16 protein-coding genes are annotated in these 16598 nt (G+C 65.0%); 13 read left to right on the forward strand and 3 right to left on the reverse strand.

Annotation, left to right across the window (positions count from 1 at the left end):
• Positions 1-115 precede the first annotated feature (115 nt).
• Positions 116-1102 (reverse strand): alpha/beta fold hydrolase, encoded by a 987-nt coding sequence (locus MKK51_RS01455; protein WP_243974526.1) that lies wholly within the window; start codon positions 1100-1102, stop codon positions 116-118.
• A gap of 574 nt (positions 1103-1676) precedes the next feature.
• Between MKK51_RS01455 and MKK51_RS01460 the strand changes: the two genes are divergently transcribed.
• Positions 1677-1901, forward strand: coding sequence for a hypothetical protein (locus tag MKK51_RS01460; protein WP_243974527.1), 225 nt, complete (start codon positions 1677-1679; stop codon positions 1899-1901).
• A gap of 53 nt (positions 1902-1954) precedes the next feature.
• Here MKK51_RS01460 and MKK51_RS01465 read toward each other — a convergent pair whose 3' ends face one another.
• Entirely contained in the window at positions 1955-2608 is a 654-nt protein-coding gene (locus tag MKK51_RS01465) for an SOS response-associated peptidase (RefSeq protein ID WP_243974528.1), read from the reverse strand.
• Between the two features lie 233 nt (positions 2609-2841).
• On the opposite strand from MKK51_RS01465, the gene MKK51_RS01470 reads away from it, so the two are divergent.
• The 3 genes from MKK51_RS01470 to MKK51_RS01480 all read left to right on the forward strand — a co-directional run bounded on the left by MKK51_RS01470 (position 2842) and on the right by MKK51_RS01480 (position 3837).
• Positions 2842-3222 (forward strand): hypothetical protein, encoded by a 381-nt coding sequence (locus tag MKK51_RS01470; RefSeq protein ID WP_243974530.1) that lies wholly within the window; start codon positions 2842-2844, stop codon positions 3220-3222.
• 52 nt (positions 3223-3274) lie between these two features.
• Entirely contained in the window at positions 3275-3484 is a 210-nt protein-coding gene (locus tag MKK51_RS01475; RefSeq protein ID WP_243974532.1) for a hypothetical protein, read from the forward strand.
• 155 nt (positions 3485-3639) lie between these two features.
• Positions 3640-3837 carry a hypothetical protein gene (locus MKK51_RS01480; protein WP_243974534.1) on the forward strand — a complete coding sequence of 66 codons (198 nt, stop codon included), beginning with the start codon at positions 3640-3642 and terminating at the stop codon, positions 3835-3837.
• A 1116-nt stretch (positions 3838-4953) separates the two neighbouring features.
• On the opposite strand, the gene MKK51_RS01485 is transcribed toward MKK51_RS01480, so the two are convergent.
• The gene (locus MKK51_RS01485; protein WP_243974536.1) at positions 4954-5253 is read right to left on the reverse strand and encodes a hypothetical protein; all 300 of its coding nucleotides are present in this window, start codon (positions 5251-5253) and stop codon (positions 4954-4956) included.
• Between the two features lie 155 nt (positions 5254-5408).
• On the opposite strand from MKK51_RS01485, the gene MKK51_RS01490 reads away from it, so the two are divergent.
• The 9 genes from MKK51_RS01490 to MKK51_RS01530 all read left to right on the forward strand — a co-directional run bounded on the left by MKK51_RS01490 (position 5409) and on the right by MKK51_RS01530 (position 16592).
• Positions 5409-5612: a hypothetical protein gene (locus tag MKK51_RS01490; RefSeq protein ID WP_243974538.1), complete on the forward strand. Its 204-nt coding sequence runs from the start codon at positions 5409-5411 to the stop codon at positions 5610-5612.
• Positions 5613-6126: 514 nt separating this feature from the next.
• Positions 6127-7617, forward strand: coding sequence for a DUF2252 domain-containing protein (locus MKK51_RS01495; protein ID WP_279600914.1), 1491 nt, complete (start codon positions 6127-6129; stop codon positions 7615-7617).
• Positions 7618-8075: 458 nt separating this feature from the next.
• Positions 8076-9647: an ABC transporter substrate-binding protein gene (locus MKK51_RS01500; RefSeq protein ID WP_243974541.1), complete on the forward strand. Its 1572-nt coding sequence runs from the start codon at positions 8076-8078 to the stop codon at positions 9645-9647.
• 99 nt (positions 9648-9746) lie between these two features.
• The gene (locus MKK51_RS01505) at positions 9747-10727 is read left to right on the forward strand and encodes an ABC transporter permease (RefSeq protein WP_243974543.1); all 981 of its coding nucleotides are present in this window, start codon (positions 9747-9749) and stop codon (positions 10725-10727) included.
• A complete protein-coding gene (locus MKK51_RS01510) occupies positions 10727-11653 on the forward strand; it encodes an ABC transporter permease (RefSeq protein WP_243974545.1) in 927 nt (308 codons plus the stop codon). The genes MKK51_RS01505 and MKK51_RS01510 overlap by 1 nt, the downstream gene beginning before the upstream one ends.
• On the forward strand, positions 11653-13488 hold the full coding sequence (locus MKK51_RS01515; protein ID WP_243974547.1) for an ABC transporter ATP-binding protein: 1836 nt from the start codon (positions 11653-11655) through the stop codon (positions 13486-13488). The genes MKK51_RS01510 and MKK51_RS01515 overlap by 1 nt, the downstream gene beginning before the upstream one ends.
• A 95-nt stretch (positions 13489-13583) precedes the next feature.
• Positions 13584-14342 (forward strand): DeoR/GlpR family DNA-binding transcription regulator, encoded by a 759-nt coding sequence (locus MKK51_RS01520; protein ID WP_243974549.1) that lies wholly within the window; start codon positions 13584-13586, stop codon positions 14340-14342.
• Entirely contained in the window at positions 14335-15627 is a 1293-nt protein-coding gene (locus tag MKK51_RS01525) for a Zn-dependent hydrolase (protein ID WP_243974550.1), read from the forward strand. Before MKK51_RS01520 ends, MKK51_RS01525 begins: the two co-directional genes overlap by 8 nt.
• A complete protein-coding gene (locus MKK51_RS01530; protein WP_243974551.1) occupies positions 15624-16592 on the forward strand; it encodes a phosphotransferase in 969 nt (322 codons plus the stop codon). Before MKK51_RS01525 ends, MKK51_RS01530 begins: the two co-directional genes overlap by 4 nt.
• Positions 16593-16598 lie beyond the last annotated feature (6 nt).

Raw genomic sequence — 16598 nt, forward strand, 5'->3', positions numbered from 1 at the left:
TGGGCGAGGGAGAAGCCCGCGCTTAGCGTTCAAACCTACTTCGAATTTGTGAATATAATGTGGATTCTGCTGTTGGCTTCAAATTTCCGAGCTCTCATGCTGCCTAGCGAAGTCGTTAGGCCAACAGATTTTTCGTCCGAAGCCAGTCGAGCACGATCGCAGCGACCGCGTCACTGTTGCGGTCGCACATAAGAGCGTGGCTATTGCCCGTGATGCCTTGTGCCGGCAGATTGATCCAGGTTACATCGCAACCCGCGGCATTCAGAGCATCACGCCAGCGTTCGACGGCCGGACGTGCATGCACCCAAAAGCTATGCTGATCGAGGTAGTCGCCCCAGATGAAGAGGTGGGGCACTCCCTTTAGGCGACCGGGATCCTGTCGTGTCGGATCTGGTGCACCGGAAGGTTCCAGGGAGATCACCGCGCGGACGCGATCAGGAGCCGTGAGCGCGGCCGTTAGCCCGAAGTTGCCACCCTGACTATGTGTAAGAACGATGGCGCCTGTCTCGATCCGCTGGATCAGCGTGTCGTAGGCCGTCTGTGTCAGAGCATCATTGCAGCCCCAGCGCGGGACGCTCTGGCTGAGGAACGTCTCGAAGCACTCTGCCGGGAAATTCAGGCCCGGATGCGAGCGCCTTTGGGCAGGGTCCGCGTGCCAGGATCCCACCGGACCAAACCGGAAGGTCTCCTCCCATGCCTCTTTAGCGGTGCGAAAGTAGGGTGCCTCTGGATAGGCCTGTGGGAATGGTGCCCAGGAAGCGCGTCCTCGCTCAACCGCATCCGAGACATAGGTATCGAAGCCAGCGCGTAGGAACGCCATTTGCCATCCTGATCGGCCGTCGGGCGTGGTTTCCCAGTTCACCCCAGTCATTCCACCGCCGTGCCACATCAGGATCGGTGCGTCTGCACGAGGTTCAGCCAGACGCACGTACTGGACGTACAGTTGACCCACGATGATCTCACCGTTCGGATCAATGGGGTGGACAGGGCCACCGGTTGTGCTGACACGCTCCCGGAGTGGTAAGCCATCGAGACGAGTAAGGTGTCCACCAACGTGAAAGCTGCCGATTTCGCGCACCACAATATGATTGTGCTTAGTCATCGCTACCTTCCCAACAGTGGTTCACAATCGGGTTATGCACGCTCGGTCCCCAGCTCTGACATTAGTGGGCGAGCCATAATCCACATAGGCCAACCCCGTGCTCAACCTGCTTTCCTTCGTCGTCCCAGTGCTCGACGCACTGGTCCTGGACCTCTGTGAGATGAGCGCGCAGTTCGGCGTTCTCGGTCGCTGAGGCAAGCAGGATAAGGGGATCGGAAACGGCGCGCCTCCCAGGGATCGAGCAGGCCGTGGGCGTCGCCGATGAGTGTCAGCGTTGACTTAATCGCGTTGCCCGGCAGGCATGCCAGGATCGACCTGCTTGATCACTCCGAGTCGTGAGCCGGCATCAGGAGAGATCACCGAGGTGCTCTCCATCCGGCCGCCCTTGCCTTCTCCTCACTGCAGAACGTGCAAACGCAGTACCCAGTGACGTGAGGATGACGAAGGCGCGAAGGTGAATTAATTTTATCAATACCGGCTATCGATTTGATCTGTTTGAATGATGGTGCACCGCAGCGCATATCCCTCTCATCAGACGGGGCGCAGGCCCCGACACACCAGAGGGGTCAGTACCATGACCGTCCGTAAAATCGTTCTTGTCGCTCTCGCCGCCGCCACCCTGACCGGTACGGCCATGGCTGAGGATCGTATCAACATCACGCCGACGCTCTACCGTGAACAGGCTCGCGCCACGGCATCGGTTCGTCCGGCTTCCGAGCTGACGACCACGCCGTCCCTGACCCCGCGTGCCCCCGCGACCCGGCGCCTCGTCGCCGACGCAGAAGCCTCGGCTCGTTGAGACGGCTTCCCGGCCGGCTTGGTCCCAGCACAAGGTCGGCTAGGATGTGATGCTCATTCTGCCGGATCGCGCCGTGCGCCCGTCGCCACCACCTTCATCATGGCGTCGGGCAGCGGGCGCTGTAGCTTAAGGGCGATCTCGGTCGGCGCCTCAAGCCACGTCCGCCACTCCTCCGGCGTCGTCAGCAGGACCGGCATAGCCTTCGGGTGGACTGGGCCGACGACCCCATTCGCGTCACAGGTGAGGAACGAGAACAGCCGGTGCTCGGCCTCCTCCCTATCGGGGTTCTCGGCCTTGGTACCGCGCACGCCGGTCCAGGGCCGCCAGATGCCGGCGAAGGCGAACAGCGGCCGATCGTCATCGAGGGCGAACCACGTGGGTGTCTTCCTGGGCTTGGTGTCAGCGTACTCACTGAAGGAAGAGACCGGGACGAGGCAGCGGTATTCCGGCTTGAGCCAAGGCCGCCAGTGCGGGCTCTTTACATTCCGGACGTTCGTGACCGGGTGCTCCCCGTACTGCTTGGGACCGGGAATGCCCCATCGGAACATCTCAAGGACCCGCCTACCGTCATCGATTCGCACGATGGGCGCCATCTGGTCGGGGAAGATGCCGGGCATCCTCGGGAGGTTTCCGGCGCGATCCTCCGCAACGCCGAATGCCTCACGGATTTCCGCTTGCGACGTAACCAAGCTGTAGAGGTTGCACATCCTCACGTCCTTTGGGAGCAGTCAGTTGCTCTCTCGCACCTGGACTTTCACGCAGTCTGCGCGGACCGAAACACACCCAACTCATTTGCTCGACGGCAGCACGGAGTTCGATGGCATAGTCCGGAGGACAGGATCCGCCATCCCCAGCCTCAATGCCGCGCCTGCCCCGCAGGTTCTGGCGCGGCTGATCCTCACCCCCTATCCCGACCGGCCCATCACAGCCACCGGGCCTCTTGTCAGCATCACCAGCCTTCAAGATCGAGCCCGGCAGCCCGCAAGCATGGCGTGAGGCCTTCCTCGACATGAAGCCGAGCGTGGTCCCGTGCCCTGGACTCACGCCCGCCGGATGGCAGGCCGTTCACGCCGCGTCGCTCGATTTCCTCGACAAGCATGCTGACGAGGCTGGCCGGCTCGGCCGGACGACGCTGCAGCTCTTCGGCGTGCACCCTTCCCTCGGCGTGATCCGCTCCGACTTCTGCGGGGCCATGGTCCTGAGCGGCGATCTGGTGTCGAGGGTCGAGGCGGATTTCATCCGGTTCGAGGGGACGCGGTACTTTCGGGATGTGCCGGGCCGGCCGAAGGGCACCGTACCAATCTGGGCAGTGAAGAGGTAGGCGGTCCGAACGCCTGCCCTATGTCTTCGCGGTCGTCGCTAGGATTCCGATCATGAGTACCGAACGCATCGAGGGCTACCGAGAGGCTTTGTCGAACGTCAAAAGCACGATCCAGCGCAGGCTAAGCGCGGATGGGGTGCCAGAGGAGGGGAGACTCGAACTGTCAAACCTCCTGATCATGCTCGACGACATGCTGCAGCCCACCCGTAAGGTTCCTGAAGCTGGAAGCGATGCGCCGGAGCCGCTGAGTGGCAGCTTCTGAGCACACCACGATCCGCTTTTCCCTCCGCATCACAGAGGTAGGCGAGGCCATCGCCGTGCTCGACGCGATTGGTACGACTCGGCCGCCGCTCTGATACGCGCGATTTTCAATGCCCCGCAGTATGCCGTTCCAGCTCTCCTCTGAAAGGACCCACCGTGAACTTGTTCAAAGGGATCTCGGCCGGAATTGAAAACTGGCTCGATCAGAGCATAGCTAGCGCCGAGAAAAAGGAAGCGGACATAGCCCGCCGCAGAGTCGAATATCTCGAAATGGTGCAGCAACATAGAGCGGCAAAAGGCGTGGCCATTGAACCGACTGCGCATCCCCGCAGGCCGGGTCACCCCGCCACCTGATGCGAGCGGAGTTCGGAGCGTCGGCCAACCACCTCTTCGCCTGCGCCAGAGCGGCGGTTATGATTGCGGCCGAGATGAAGGGAAGTTGAGGTTGGCTCACCGCAACCGTTGCCTGTTCCCAGTTCGGGATTGCGGATGCCGGACGCTCGACCTCGGCCTTAACTGATCCGGGCCCATTCTCTCGGTCGAGCCATGTTGCGTACCGGCTCAGCGTGAGATGGGCGATTCACCCCGCCGGCCCCGTGAGCAGATCGGGGACGGCGGGGCTGCGTGCTTTAACGGTTGAATACTTATTGCATCGTACCAGCTTGGGAAACATGCTGAACTAGCTCGGCTGCTCCTCTGTCTTTTCGATCTCCGGATCGTCTTCCTCCGGGATCGAGGGCGGCTTGCGCTCAGGCGGTTGAGGCGTGGCTGGCTGATTGTCGATAGGCTGCAAATCGGCGCCTGGCTGCGGTGTATCGGCTGCGGTCACTGGTTCGTTCCCTCATCGTTGTAAGAAGCAAAGCCCCCTATGATCGGAAGCGTTCCAGAGCGTGACCGCCCCTCGGCTCTGCCCGCTGGAGCATCATGCACATCGCAGACGAAAAGGCCGGCATCAGCACTGCCTTTCGACCGGTCCCGGTACTTCAGCACGACGCACTAGTTCCGGTTTGCTCTACAAGCCGGTTCCAAGAGTGAGACCTTACTCTCCACAATCGGCTTCGAACTGAATTGCATCAGGCTGCTGGGGACTTTCGCGATCCAGTCCCGCCGTGGAGGAACACCTCAATCCCGCTTCCGTTGAAATGGAAACAGGGAGCGAACCAATGGTCGATGACGACGCATCAGGTGAACCTAAAACCCCGTCACCACTCCACCCCGCCGGAAAGGCTAGAGAACCTGATGGTCTCGCCGATGCGGGTCCAACAGGGCCGCGCTCTGTAGAGCCCTCGACGGATAAGGGGCCTTCGACAGGGGGGTATGACGACCATTCCCCGAGCAATCACTCAACCAACGAAAAGGGTGGCTACGGCGCAGGTTAACCCCTGTCCATCGACCGTGTCTCGAACGTGGCCCCGCGGCCATAGGCGTCGCGGGGCATTCTCGGTCAGGCTGATTGGACGGACGGGATTATCAGCAGTCGTCGCTGCCGGGCTTTACAACCTGCCCTTCAGCCGACTTCTTCTCGCCGGCGGCGGGCTGGGTGCTCGAGCCAACATTGTTCATGGCGCCGACCGTGCCGGGCGACTCGGCCTTCGCGCCAGGGGTCACCTTGGCGTCGGAGCCGCCGTCTACCTTGGAACTCTTGTCAGCTGCGGCTTGCTTGTCCTGGCTGTTCGAGGTCGTGCCGACGGCGCAGGGGGCTGCGATCGTGGCGGCGGCCGTGAGCGTCAGTAGGGCCGTTGCAGCGGCGAGCGAACGAATGATCGTCATGTTTCCTCCTGGATCGTTGTCCAGGCGACCAACCATGTGATGGGTTTGCCTGTTCCTCCACGAATAAGTCGCACCCAAAAAGCCCTCAAACTCGATGGGCGTCGTGACCCTTTTCAGCGCCGATGCGTTGGCTGCTGCCGAACAAGGAGACCCTCATGGCAGCGAACGACAAGGCCACGACCTATACCCTGAAGCAGGCTCTTGCGGCGAAGGTTGGCAACCACGTTGAGATCGCTGTGGAAGCCGAGGATGGTACTAAGTTCAAGATCGTGGCAACCGCCGAGCAGCTCGACGCTCTCACCGGCGATCTGGAGGGTATCCTCGACGAGGACGACGCCAAGGCCGAGGCTGCGGAGTAGCGGATCAGGGCCCGTCATTGATCGTCAACCAAATGATCTCCATATGAGGATCACGCCGATCACGACCCACGTCGTTTGATCGGGAACGGCCACGATGCCGGGATGGGGTGACGCCGGATGTACGCGCACCTCGGCCCAGCGTCCGTGGCCGTTGGCTTTGACAGGGCCTGAAAGCACTTTTTTTGAGCTTACATTCCCTTTTCCATACTCTCGAGCGGCTACTTCCATCGACGGGCGCGAAGGCACGCGCCACCGAGCGGTCGCCCTCTTGAATGCACTTCGTTCACGATCGGTGTTCCACGGTATCCCGATATGGTGACGGTTTTCGACTACGGCAAAATCGGCGCTCCGGCATCGGTGCGCTGATGAGCCATGCATCCGCCCGCAAAGGTCTCGAAGCCTGTTCTCGATGATGTGTTTCGCCGATTGCCGAATTTCCGCGCTCGCCGCCGGCATTGCGTTAATTGCGGTCCGTCTCCCGTTCTAATCCACCGCTTTGAGAAGGATCTGCGACTTGGATCGATCGACGGATGTCTCCGATGTCACGCATGTCGAGCCGAACGAGGCCGTCGAGACCGCGCCGGACGCCGTCCTCGAGCCGCTAGCCGACTTCCCTCATATTGATCTTCGCACCGGTGTAGAGCCCTGGGAAAAACGCCGGGCCGCCGGCAAGACCTTGCGGGCGAAAGTGCCTCATGCGGTCCATGCCGCTCTGAACACAGGCTCTGACCGCCCCGATCCGGTCTCGCTGATTGAGGGTGCGCATCAGGGCAGGCAAGGCCATCTGATCCCGCTGAGGATCGCTCGGATGGCGAGTTCTCCCTTCGCATTCCTGCGCGGTGCAGCGCATGTGATGGCCTGGGACCTGTCACAGGGCGCACGCGGTGCGATCGACGTCGTCATGAACGGCGACGCGCACATCTCGAATTTTGGGTTGTTCGGGACTCCGCAGGGCGAAGTGGTGTTCGATCTCAACGATTTCGACGAGGTGACGATCGGACCCTGGGAATGGGATCTGAAACGGCTCTGCGCCAGTGTCGAAGTGGCGGCGCGTGACGATGGTGTGCGGGCCGTGGAGCGGCGGGAGGCCGTGCTCGCGGCCGTGGCCGGGTATCAACATACCATGGACGATCTGGCGCCCCGCGGCTCCCTTGATGTGTGGCAGCGAGCGGCGCGGGCCGACCAGCTCGAATTTTCCGGTATCGAGATCGACGCGCAATCCCAGACGGTGGTGCGCAAGGCCGTCGAGAAGGCGCGTCGCAAGAACAATAAGAGCCTGCTCGACCGGGTCGGCGAGCGGCGCACGGATGGCAGTTGGCGGTTTCGCGAGGAGCCGCCCATCCTCATGCGCGTCGACGAGGCCACGCGCCAGAACGTAACCTCGGGCCTTGAACGCTATGCCGAGACTTTACCGCGCGAGCGCCGCTTCATGCTCAACCGCTATCACGTGGTGGACGTCGCCCATCGGGTGGTCGGGGTCGGAAGTGTCGGAACCCGCGCCTACGTGGCCCTGCTCTGCGGCAATTCCGATCAGGATGCGCTCTTCCTTCAGGTCAAGGAGGCGGTTCGACCGGCCCATGCACCCTATCTGGTCGGCATGCCCGAACCTTATGCGAGCCACGAGGGCGAGCGCGTCATCTACGGGCAGAAGCTCCTGCAGGCAGTGGGAGACCCCCTCCTCGGTTGGACATCGATCGACGACCGGCCCTTCTATGTCCGTCAGATGAAGAACATGAAGGGGGAGATCCCCATCGCCAGGATGGCAGGGCAACCCCTGCTGTACTTTTCCCACGCCTATGGAGCGCTCCTCGCCCGCGCCCATGCCCGCACGGGCGATGCGGCGGCGATTGCTGGCTATTGCGGTCATGACGGACGCGCGGATCTGCGCGAAGCGTTCGCAGATTGGGCCCACGCTTACGGGGATCAAAACGAGGCGGACTATCATGCGTTTCTGTCCGCGATCTCTGCTGGCCGCCTCGAGGCTGCACAGGACGCCTGCCTTTGACCAATGGGACGGCTGTTAAATGTCGGACGTCTGAATCCGGCAGGCGCAGTGCCTATTTCGGTGGTTAGGCCTCAGCGGCCTTGCGCGACCGACCTGCGACGCTTCCGAGCGGCCGCGAGGAGTGCTTCGGAAACACCACGCTCGGCCTGGAAGCGGACGAATTCAGGGAAGGACATGGAACGGATTGCAGACTGCACGACAGGCTCCTCGGATAGGGATTCAGGGTGCGCGAAGTGTGCCGGATTAGGGCTGTGGCGAGATACGTCGTGATTTCCGCAGCGTGCGGGTTCAGCCCCTTTGAGTCCGTCCGATAAACTGCCAGTGAGGAATCCTCCTCCCACCCCAATCCCGCCACCCTAAGCGTGATGCCCGCTTTGCCCGTTTTCAGCGATCTGGCACAGGTCGTGCCTTGTGGTTTTTGACCACTTTGACGGATACGTGGCTTTGGGAGTTTCGGGATGGCCAACGTGATGGATCGCAGGCGGTTTCTGCAAGGCAGTGCGGCACTGGCCGGGGTCAGCCAGATCAACCCGGATTTCCTGATCTCCTCCGCTTTCGCGCAAGGGGGAAAGCCGCTGGTGTTCCTGTCCGCCGAGAACATCACCGGCAATTGGGATCCGACCGCTCACACCACGCTCTCGCAGAAGAACATCGAGGGGTTCGTGATGGGCTTCCTCACCCGCACGCCGATGACCCTCGATGACCCGAGCAAGGTGGTCTACGAGCTCGCCACCGACATCCAGCTCCTCGAGCCCACCCGCCTGCAGATCAAGCTGCGCAAGGGCATCCACTTCCATGACGGCAAGCCGTTCAAGGCTGAGGACGTCAAGGCCACCTTCGAGTACGGGTCGGGCAAGGATCGGCCGGCGCAATGGTATCCCGGCCCGACCGAGTCGCTGACCATCACGACGCCCGACGACGAGACCGTGATCGTCGACACGTCGAAGGGCGGCTATCCCGCCCATCTCTTCATCTTCCTCGCCTCGTTCCTGCCGATCATGTCGGCCAAGGACATCGCGGAGGGGCCGGGCGGTGCCCTGACCCGCCGGCTCAACGGCACGGGACCCTTCCGCTTCGTCGAGCAGCGCGGCAACAGCACCGTCCTCGCCGCCTTCGACGGCTACTTCAAGGGCAAGCCGGCGATCCCCGGCATCGACTTCACCTTCACCGGCGATTCGACGACCCGGATGCTGTCGCTGATGAACGGGCAGGCCTCGATCGTCGAACGGCTCGAGCCCGAGCAGGTCGAGACCGTGAAGGCCAATCCGAAGATCGCGATCAATCAGGTCGTTTCCGTCGAGAACAAGTATCTCTGGTTCCGCTGCTCCAAGCCGCCCTTCGACGACGTGCGCGTCCGGATGGCGGCCTGCCACTCCATCGACCGCGCGATGATCGTCGAGCTGCTGGGTGCGGCCGGCCACGCATCCGCGAACTACGTCTCGCCGGTGAAGTTCGGCTACGTCGATCTCAAGAACTACCCGGCCTACGACCCCGCAAAAGCACAGGCGCTGCTGGCGGAGGCCGGCTTCCCGAAGGGGAAGGGATTGCCGCCGCTCGAATACATCACCTCGGTGGGCTTCTACCCGAAGACCAAGGAATACGGCGAGGTCATCACCGCGATGCTCAACGAGCAGGGGTTCCCGGTGAACCTCACCGTCCTGGAACCGGCGGCATGGAACGAGCGCCTCTACCATCGCCCCGGCGGCGGCCCCGGCCATATGGTCGATTGCGGCTGGTCCACCGGCTCGCCGGAGCCGGATCTGGTGCTGCGCACCCATTTCCACTCGTCCTCGCACCGCATCACCGGCATCGAGGACGCCGCGATCGACGCGAGCCTCGACAAGGAGCGGGCCGCGCCCACCCTGGAGGCGCGCAAGGCGATCCTTCAGGACGAGACCATGCCGCTGCTGGCAGCCAAGGTGCCGGCGCTGTCGCTGTTCACCTCTGTCATGATCCACGCGATGCAGAAGGAACTCCAGGGCCTCTACGTCTATCCCGACGGCTCCATCGACGCTTCCAAGACGGTCTGAACAACCAGCCCGCTCTCATGCGCGTCGGGCGCGCGCCACGGTCCGCTCGGGCGGAAACCGTGTCGCGCCCTACCGAACCCGTCACCGGACCTGCACCCGATGTTCGTTCTCAGTTTCCTCGCCCGGCGCCTCGCGCAGGGTGCGGTCATCATTTTCCTGGTCTCGCTTCTGATCTTCACGCTGCTGCGGGTCGTGCCGGGCGATCCCGTGCGGCTGATGGCCGGCGGCATGGCACCCGAAGCGCTGATCGAGCAGATCGCCACCCAGATGGGGTTGCGCGATCCGATCCCGGTCCAGTTCGGCCGCTACATGGCGCGCGTCGTCCAGGGCGATCTCGGACAGAGCTTCGTGCGGCCGGCCAACGGCGCGGCGACAGGAGGCGCGAATTTCAACGACACGACCCGCGGCGAGCGCGCGAAGGTCATGGACCTCATCCTCGACGCCCTGCCGATGACCCTGCAACTGGCGGCCCTGGCCCTCGTCTTCGCCCTGGTCTTTTCGAGCCTTCTGGGGATCGCGGCGGGCCTGCGCCCCGGCGGCATCGCCGACAAGCTCGCCTTCACGGTCTCGTCGGTTTTCGTCTCGCTGCCGAACTTCTGGCTCGGCATTGTCCTGGCCCTGCTCCTGTCGGTGAAACTCGGCTGGCTGCCGGCCATCGGCTATGGCGGCTTCTCCTACACGGTGCTGCCGGCGCTGGTGCTCGCGGTGGAACTGTCGCCGGTGCTGATCCGGACCCTGTCGGGGGCCGTGGCCGCACAGATGGGCGAATCCTACGTTACCGTCGGGCAGGTCCGCGGGCTGTCGCCGACCCGGATCGTCGCCGCCCACGCCCTGCGCAACGCGTCCGTCCCCCTGCTAAACCTCCTCGGCGTGCAGTTCTCCAGCCTGCTCGGCGGCGTGATCATCGTCGAATACATCTTCGACTATCCCGGCCTCGGACTGCTCACCATCAACGCGGTTCTGCAGCGCGACTTCCCCCTGATCCAGGGCATCGCGATCGTCACTAGCGCGATCTTCGTCCTCATCAACATCCTCGTCGATCTCGCCGCCACCTCCATCGATCCGAGGCTCGAATATTGATGGGCGCCCTCGAAACCACCCTGATCGTCGCGCCGCCGCCACCGGTCGACGTCGCCGCCTCCCGCTCCATCGGCCGGCGCATCCTCTCACATGCCGCCCGCTCCACCGAGTTCCGAATCGGGTTCGCGCTGTTCACGATCCTCGCACTGGCCGCCGCCTTCTACCCCGAGCTCAGCGGCATCGACCCGCTGAAGATGAACGTGCGTGCCCGCCTGCTGCCGCCGTTGTTCGTGGGTGAGACCTGGAGCTGGGCTCACCCGCTCGGCACCGACCAGATCGGCCGCGACATGCTGGTGCGCAGTCTCGTCGGCCTGCGCTACTCGTTCCTGATCGGCGTCGCCTCGGTCGCCGTCACCCTTCTGATCGGCTGCGCGCTTGGCACGATCTCCGGCTATTTCGGCGGCCGCACCGATACGGTGGTGATGCGGATCACCGACGCGCAGCTTTCGATCCCGATGATCATCCTGGCGATTGCGGTGCTAGGCGTCTCGCGTCCGACGATCCCGGCGATCATCCTCGTGCTCGGCCTGTCGAACTGGCCGGTCTATGCCCGGGTGATGCGCTCGGTTGTCATGGCCGAGCGGGGCCGCGAATACGTACGGGCCGCCCAGGTCTCGGGCGCCACGCACCCGCGCATCATCCTCACCCTGCTGGTGCCGCTGCTGGTCCCGCCCCTGCTGTTCACCTCCGTGCTCGACGTCGCCCGGATGATGATCTTCGAATCGACCCTCGGCTTCCTCGGCCTCGGGGTGCAGCCGCCGACCCCGACCTTCGGCAACATCATCGCGGATGGCCGCAAGTACCTCCTCAACGCTTGGTGGATCGCCACCATGCCGGGGGTGTTCCTGTGCCTGACGCTGACCAGCATCAACCTGATCGGCGCCGCCTTCGAACGGGCTCGCAACGCGATCCACGGAGGCGCCTGATGAGCCCGGTTCTCTCCGTTCGCGGCCTGCGCATCGATCTCACCCTTCCAGGACGCGAGCGCCGGATCCTCGACGACATCTCCTTCGACGTCGCGCCGCGCGAGATCGTCGGCGTGGTCGGCGCGTCCGGCGCCGGCAAGACGGTGCTGTCCCGGGCGGTGGTCAACTGGATCGCGCCGCCCCTCACCATCGGCGCCGGCGAGGTGCGTTTCCGCGATCGCAACCTGCTGACGCTGCCCCCGCGGGAGATGCGGCGGCTGCGCCGCGACATCGCCTATGTGGGCGCCAATCCCATGGGCGCCCTCGATCCGACCCTCCCGGTGGGTCGCCAGATCGTGGAGAAGATCCGGGCGGTGATGCCGGAGGTGACGGCGGCCGAGGCGCAGGACCGCGTCATCGCGCTACTCGACGCTGTGCGCATCCCCTCGGCGAGGGCACGCTTCCACGATTACCCCTCGCAGTTTTCTGGCGGGATGATGCAGCGCGCCCTGATCGTCGACGCGATGATCTCGAATCCCGCGCTCCTCGTCGCCGACAACGTTACCCAACCCCTCGACGTCACCGTCGCCGCCCAGGTGATCCGCCTGATGCGCGAACTCACCGAGGGCTTCGATACCGCGATCCTGTTCGTCTCGTCCTCGCTCCCCGTCGCCAGCGAGGCGGCGAGCCGCATCCTGGTCATCGACGAGGGCCGGCTGGTGGAGGAGCAGCCGACCGAAGCGCTGATCTCCGCGCCGCGCCACCCCTATACCCGCGAACTAGTGGCGCAGATCCCCGCGATTTGGAGCGTGCGGCCCACCGTCCCTGCCGTCCCACGGGAGGCCCGGCGGCCAGATACCGCCATCGTCAGCCTGCGGGACGTGTCGCAAACCTACCGAGTGAGAACGCGCGGCAGCTTCGCCGGGACGAGTGAGCTGCGCGCCGTGCGCCACGTCACCTTCGACATCCACAAAGGCGACAGCTTCGCGGTAGTCGGTGAATCGGGCTGCGGCAAGTCCACCCTGATGCGCCTCCTCAGCCGCCTGGAGCGACCCACCGGCGGCACGGTCCTGTGCGACGGCCGGGACATCGCCCGGTTCTCCGGGGCCGAACTTCTGGCCTTCCGGCGCAAGCTCCAGCTCGTGCTCCAGGATCCGTTCGACTCGCTGCCGCCACGCACCGGCATCGGCGCGATGCTGGAGGCGCCCCTGCGCACCCATGGCTGGCGCGACGCCGGGCGCATTCGCGACAAGGTGCGTGACGTCATGAACGACGTGGGACTACCCGTTTCGCTCTACGACCAGCTTCCCCTCGGCCTCTCCGCCGGGCAGCGACAGCGCATCAACGTCGCCCGCGCGATGGTGCTCGACCCGGAGATCCTGCTCATGGACGAGACGCTTTCGGCCCTCGATCAGACCGAGCAGTTCAAGCTGCTGGCGCTGTTCGACAAGCTTCAGCGCGCCCACGGGCTGACCTACATCTACATCAGCCACGACCTCGCCATGGTGCGCAAAGCCTGCAACCGCATCGCGGTGATGTATCTCGGCGAGGTCGTCGAACTCGCCGACAACGAGCGCCTGTTCTTCGATCCCGGGCATCCCTACACGCGGACCCTGCTGTCGGCGATGCCGACCCTGGAGAAGCGGCGCTACCGTCCGGAAGATTGCCTCCTCGAGGGTGAGCCCCCGAGCCCGATCGACCTGCCCACCGGCTGTTCATTCCGCTCGCGCTGCCCGCAGGCGTTCGAGGATTGCGTCACGCTGAGCCCGCATCTGGCCGTTCGCGGAACCCGCGATCTGGCCGCCTGTCATCTTGTGACGGAGCCGGTCACCGACTCCGTCGCCGGAGCGGCCTGATGCACGGCACGGTTCATCAGAAGTCCCGTCTCCTACCCAGCCACGGAACCGGCGGACGAGGCCCACGATCGGCGGCAAGGGAGGGAGCGCCCGCGATGGGGATCACCGAGCGACGCCTCGCGCTCGTCCTCGACGCCCTCGAGCGCGACGGACGGGTCAGCGTGAAGGATCTGGCGATCCGGCTCACCATCAGCAGCGAGACCGTACGGCGCGACCTGCGCGACCTCGAACTGCGCGGCCATGCGCGGCGGGTCTATGGCGGGGCCGTCATCGACCGGAGGGAGCGCGACCGGCCCTTCGACGAACGGGTCCGGGTGGGTGCCCGCGAGAAGGCCCGCATCGCCGAGGCCGCCCTGCCCTTGGTCAAGGACGGAATGACCGTCTTCCTCGATGCGGGCACCACGACGCTGGCCTTCGCCCGTCGGCTGCTGGGCCGGCGGGTCCGTGTCCACACCAATTCCATCGACATCGCAGCACTTCTGGCCGGTGATTCCAGCGCGCAGGTCACGGTACTGGGCGGCGACATGAAGCCCGACTACAGGGCGTTGTTCGGCCATCGTACGCTCGCCGCCCTTCGCGAGCACGTCTACGACCTCGCCATCATGGGCATCGTCACCGTGCATCACGAGCACGGGTTCATGGATCTGGGCGAGGACGAGGCGGTCCTGCGCCGTGTAGCCGTAGAGCGGACGCGCCGATCCGTCATCCTGGCCGATTCCTCGAAGTTTGGGCGGTTCGGCACGATCCGCACCTTCGGCCTCGACGCCGTCGATACCCTCGTCACCAACGCGCCCCTCAGCCGCGATGCGGCGCGGGCCTTCCAGCACACACAAGTGGATGTCATCCATGCCTGAGACGACGGCTCCTTCCTCCGTGCGGATCGATCCCGCACGTCTTCAGGCCATGATGGAAGCCGTCTCCGTCTTCGGCGGGGGAGCGGACGGCGCCATGACCCGCCTCACCCTGTCGGCCGAGGACGGGCAGGCCCGCGACTGGCTCGCCGCCTGGTTCCGCGAGCACGGCTTCGCGGGAAGGGTCGATGCCATCGGTAACCAGTTCGGCTGTCTCGATCTCGCCGGCGCCAACGCCCCCGTGGTGATGGTTGGGTCCCATATCGACAGCCAGCCCAATGGCGGCCGCTTCGACGGTGCACTGGGTGTGATCTCGGCCTGCGAAGCAATCCTCGCCGTCCGCGAAAGCCTGGCGGCAAGTGGTGCGCGGGCGGCCTGCAACTTCGTGGTCGCCAACTGGACCAACGAGGAGGGGGCACGCTTTCAGCCGAGCCTCCTCGGCAGCAGCGTCTTCACGGGGGCAGCGGACCTCGCCTGGGCCCTTGACCGGCGAGACGGCACCGGGATCTCGGTGGGCGAAGCCCTGGAGAGCATCGGCTATGCCGGGACCGACAAGGTGCCGGTTCCGGCCGCCTATCTCGAGCTTCACATTGAAGGCGAGTCGTTCCTCGAGCGCGAGGGTCGGCGGTTCGGTGCCTTCACGCGGTTTTGGGGAGCCGTGAAGTATCGCCTCGCTTTCCTTGGGCGGCAGGCCCATACCGGACCGACCCCGATGGCGGCGCGGCACGACGCCCTCCTGGCCGGGGCCTACGTCATCGCCGATCTCAAGGCGCTCGCCGGAGGGTACGGTCTAGACCTGCACACCTCCGTCGGGCGGATGGAGATCTTCCCCAACTCGCCCAACACCGTGCCGAGCGAGGTCGTGCTGTTCATCGAACTGCGCTCGGGTTCGCAGATCATCCTGGCCGAGGCGGAGGCGCGGCTGCGTGCGAGCATTGAGGCGGCGGCGGCGCGGGCCGAGGTGGGGCACGAGGTCCGCTCCATCGACCGTCGTGTGGCGGGAGAGATGGCGCCCGGTCTCGTCCGCCTCGCCGAGCGCGCAAGCGACGTCAACGGTGCCCCGGCTCGTCACCTCGACACGATCGGCGGCCACGATGCGATCAGCCTCGCGGCGGTGTGCCCGTCCATCGTGATGGCGGTGCCCAGCGTCGGAGGCGTGATTCACCACCCCACGGAATTCACCCGACCGGAGGACCACGCCTTCGGCACGCAGGTTCTGGCCGATATGCTCCTCATCCTGGCCAACGAGGGCCTGTCGGTCATCGAGATGGAGAAGGAGCGCCCGTGAAAGCGGTCGGCATGCTGGGGGATTCACAGGAGAGACTCGCCGAGGCGGCGCTCGCCACCGCGCCGATGCTGGCGGGGCGGAGGCTCCACTACCGCGAGGCCGTGCCGGGGGTCGCCTCGCCCTCCTACCATGGGGTCGAATCGACCTCCTACCTCGTCGCCGAGGTGGAGGGGGCGGCGCCCCGCTACTTCCTGAAGGTGGGTGAACGCGCGGCCGCCGCCCTGCTCGATCCCTCCGCCGCCTTCCGGGCGGCACAGAGGATCGCTTCCCTCGGCCTCGCACCCCAGCCCCTGCATCTGGCCGAAGCGGAGGGCGCGATCCTGTTCGCGTGTCTCGGCCCCGAATGGCGCCCGGCCACTCTCGACACCCTGCGCCGGCCCGAGCGCATGGGCGCGGTCATCGAGGCCTTCGGCCGGATCGGCGCGGGCGAACCGCTCGGACGCCGCTGGAATGTCTTCGAGGCGATCCGCGCGCTCCTTACCCGTCTCGGCGAGGAGGCCGACACCCTGCCCCAGGACGCGTGGTTCCTGATCGATTGGGTCGACGGCATCGAGGCGGCGCTGGTAGCCGCCGGGACCGAGAGCCGCCCGGCCCATGCCGACCCCCATGCCTCGAACCTGCTGTTCTCCCCAGACGGCGAACTCCGGCTGGTGGATTTCGACATGGCCTGCGACACCGATCCCCACTACCAGCTCGGCGTCTTTCTCAACGAAGCCTGCCAGTTCGACGCTCAGATGAAGCCCGGCATCGAGATGGCGGAGGGACGATTCCGCGAGGACGTCTTCCACCGATGCCTGGCCTATGCCGCCGCCGACGACCTCCACTGGGGCCTCCGGGCCCTGGCGATGGACCGCCTGTCACCCCGCCGCACGCTGGAGTTCCGCAAATACGCGGGCTGGCGCTTCCTGCGGTGCCGGATGCGGGTCGGCAGGCCGGGCTTCGAGGAAAGCCTGAGATCCTTGTGAGGTAGC

This window comes from Methylobacterium sp. E-045 (assembly GCF_022829685.1).
In the GTDB taxonomy this organism is placed as follows: domain Bacteria; phylum Pseudomonadota; class Alphaproteobacteria; order Rhizobiales; family Beijerinckiaceae; genus Methylobacterium.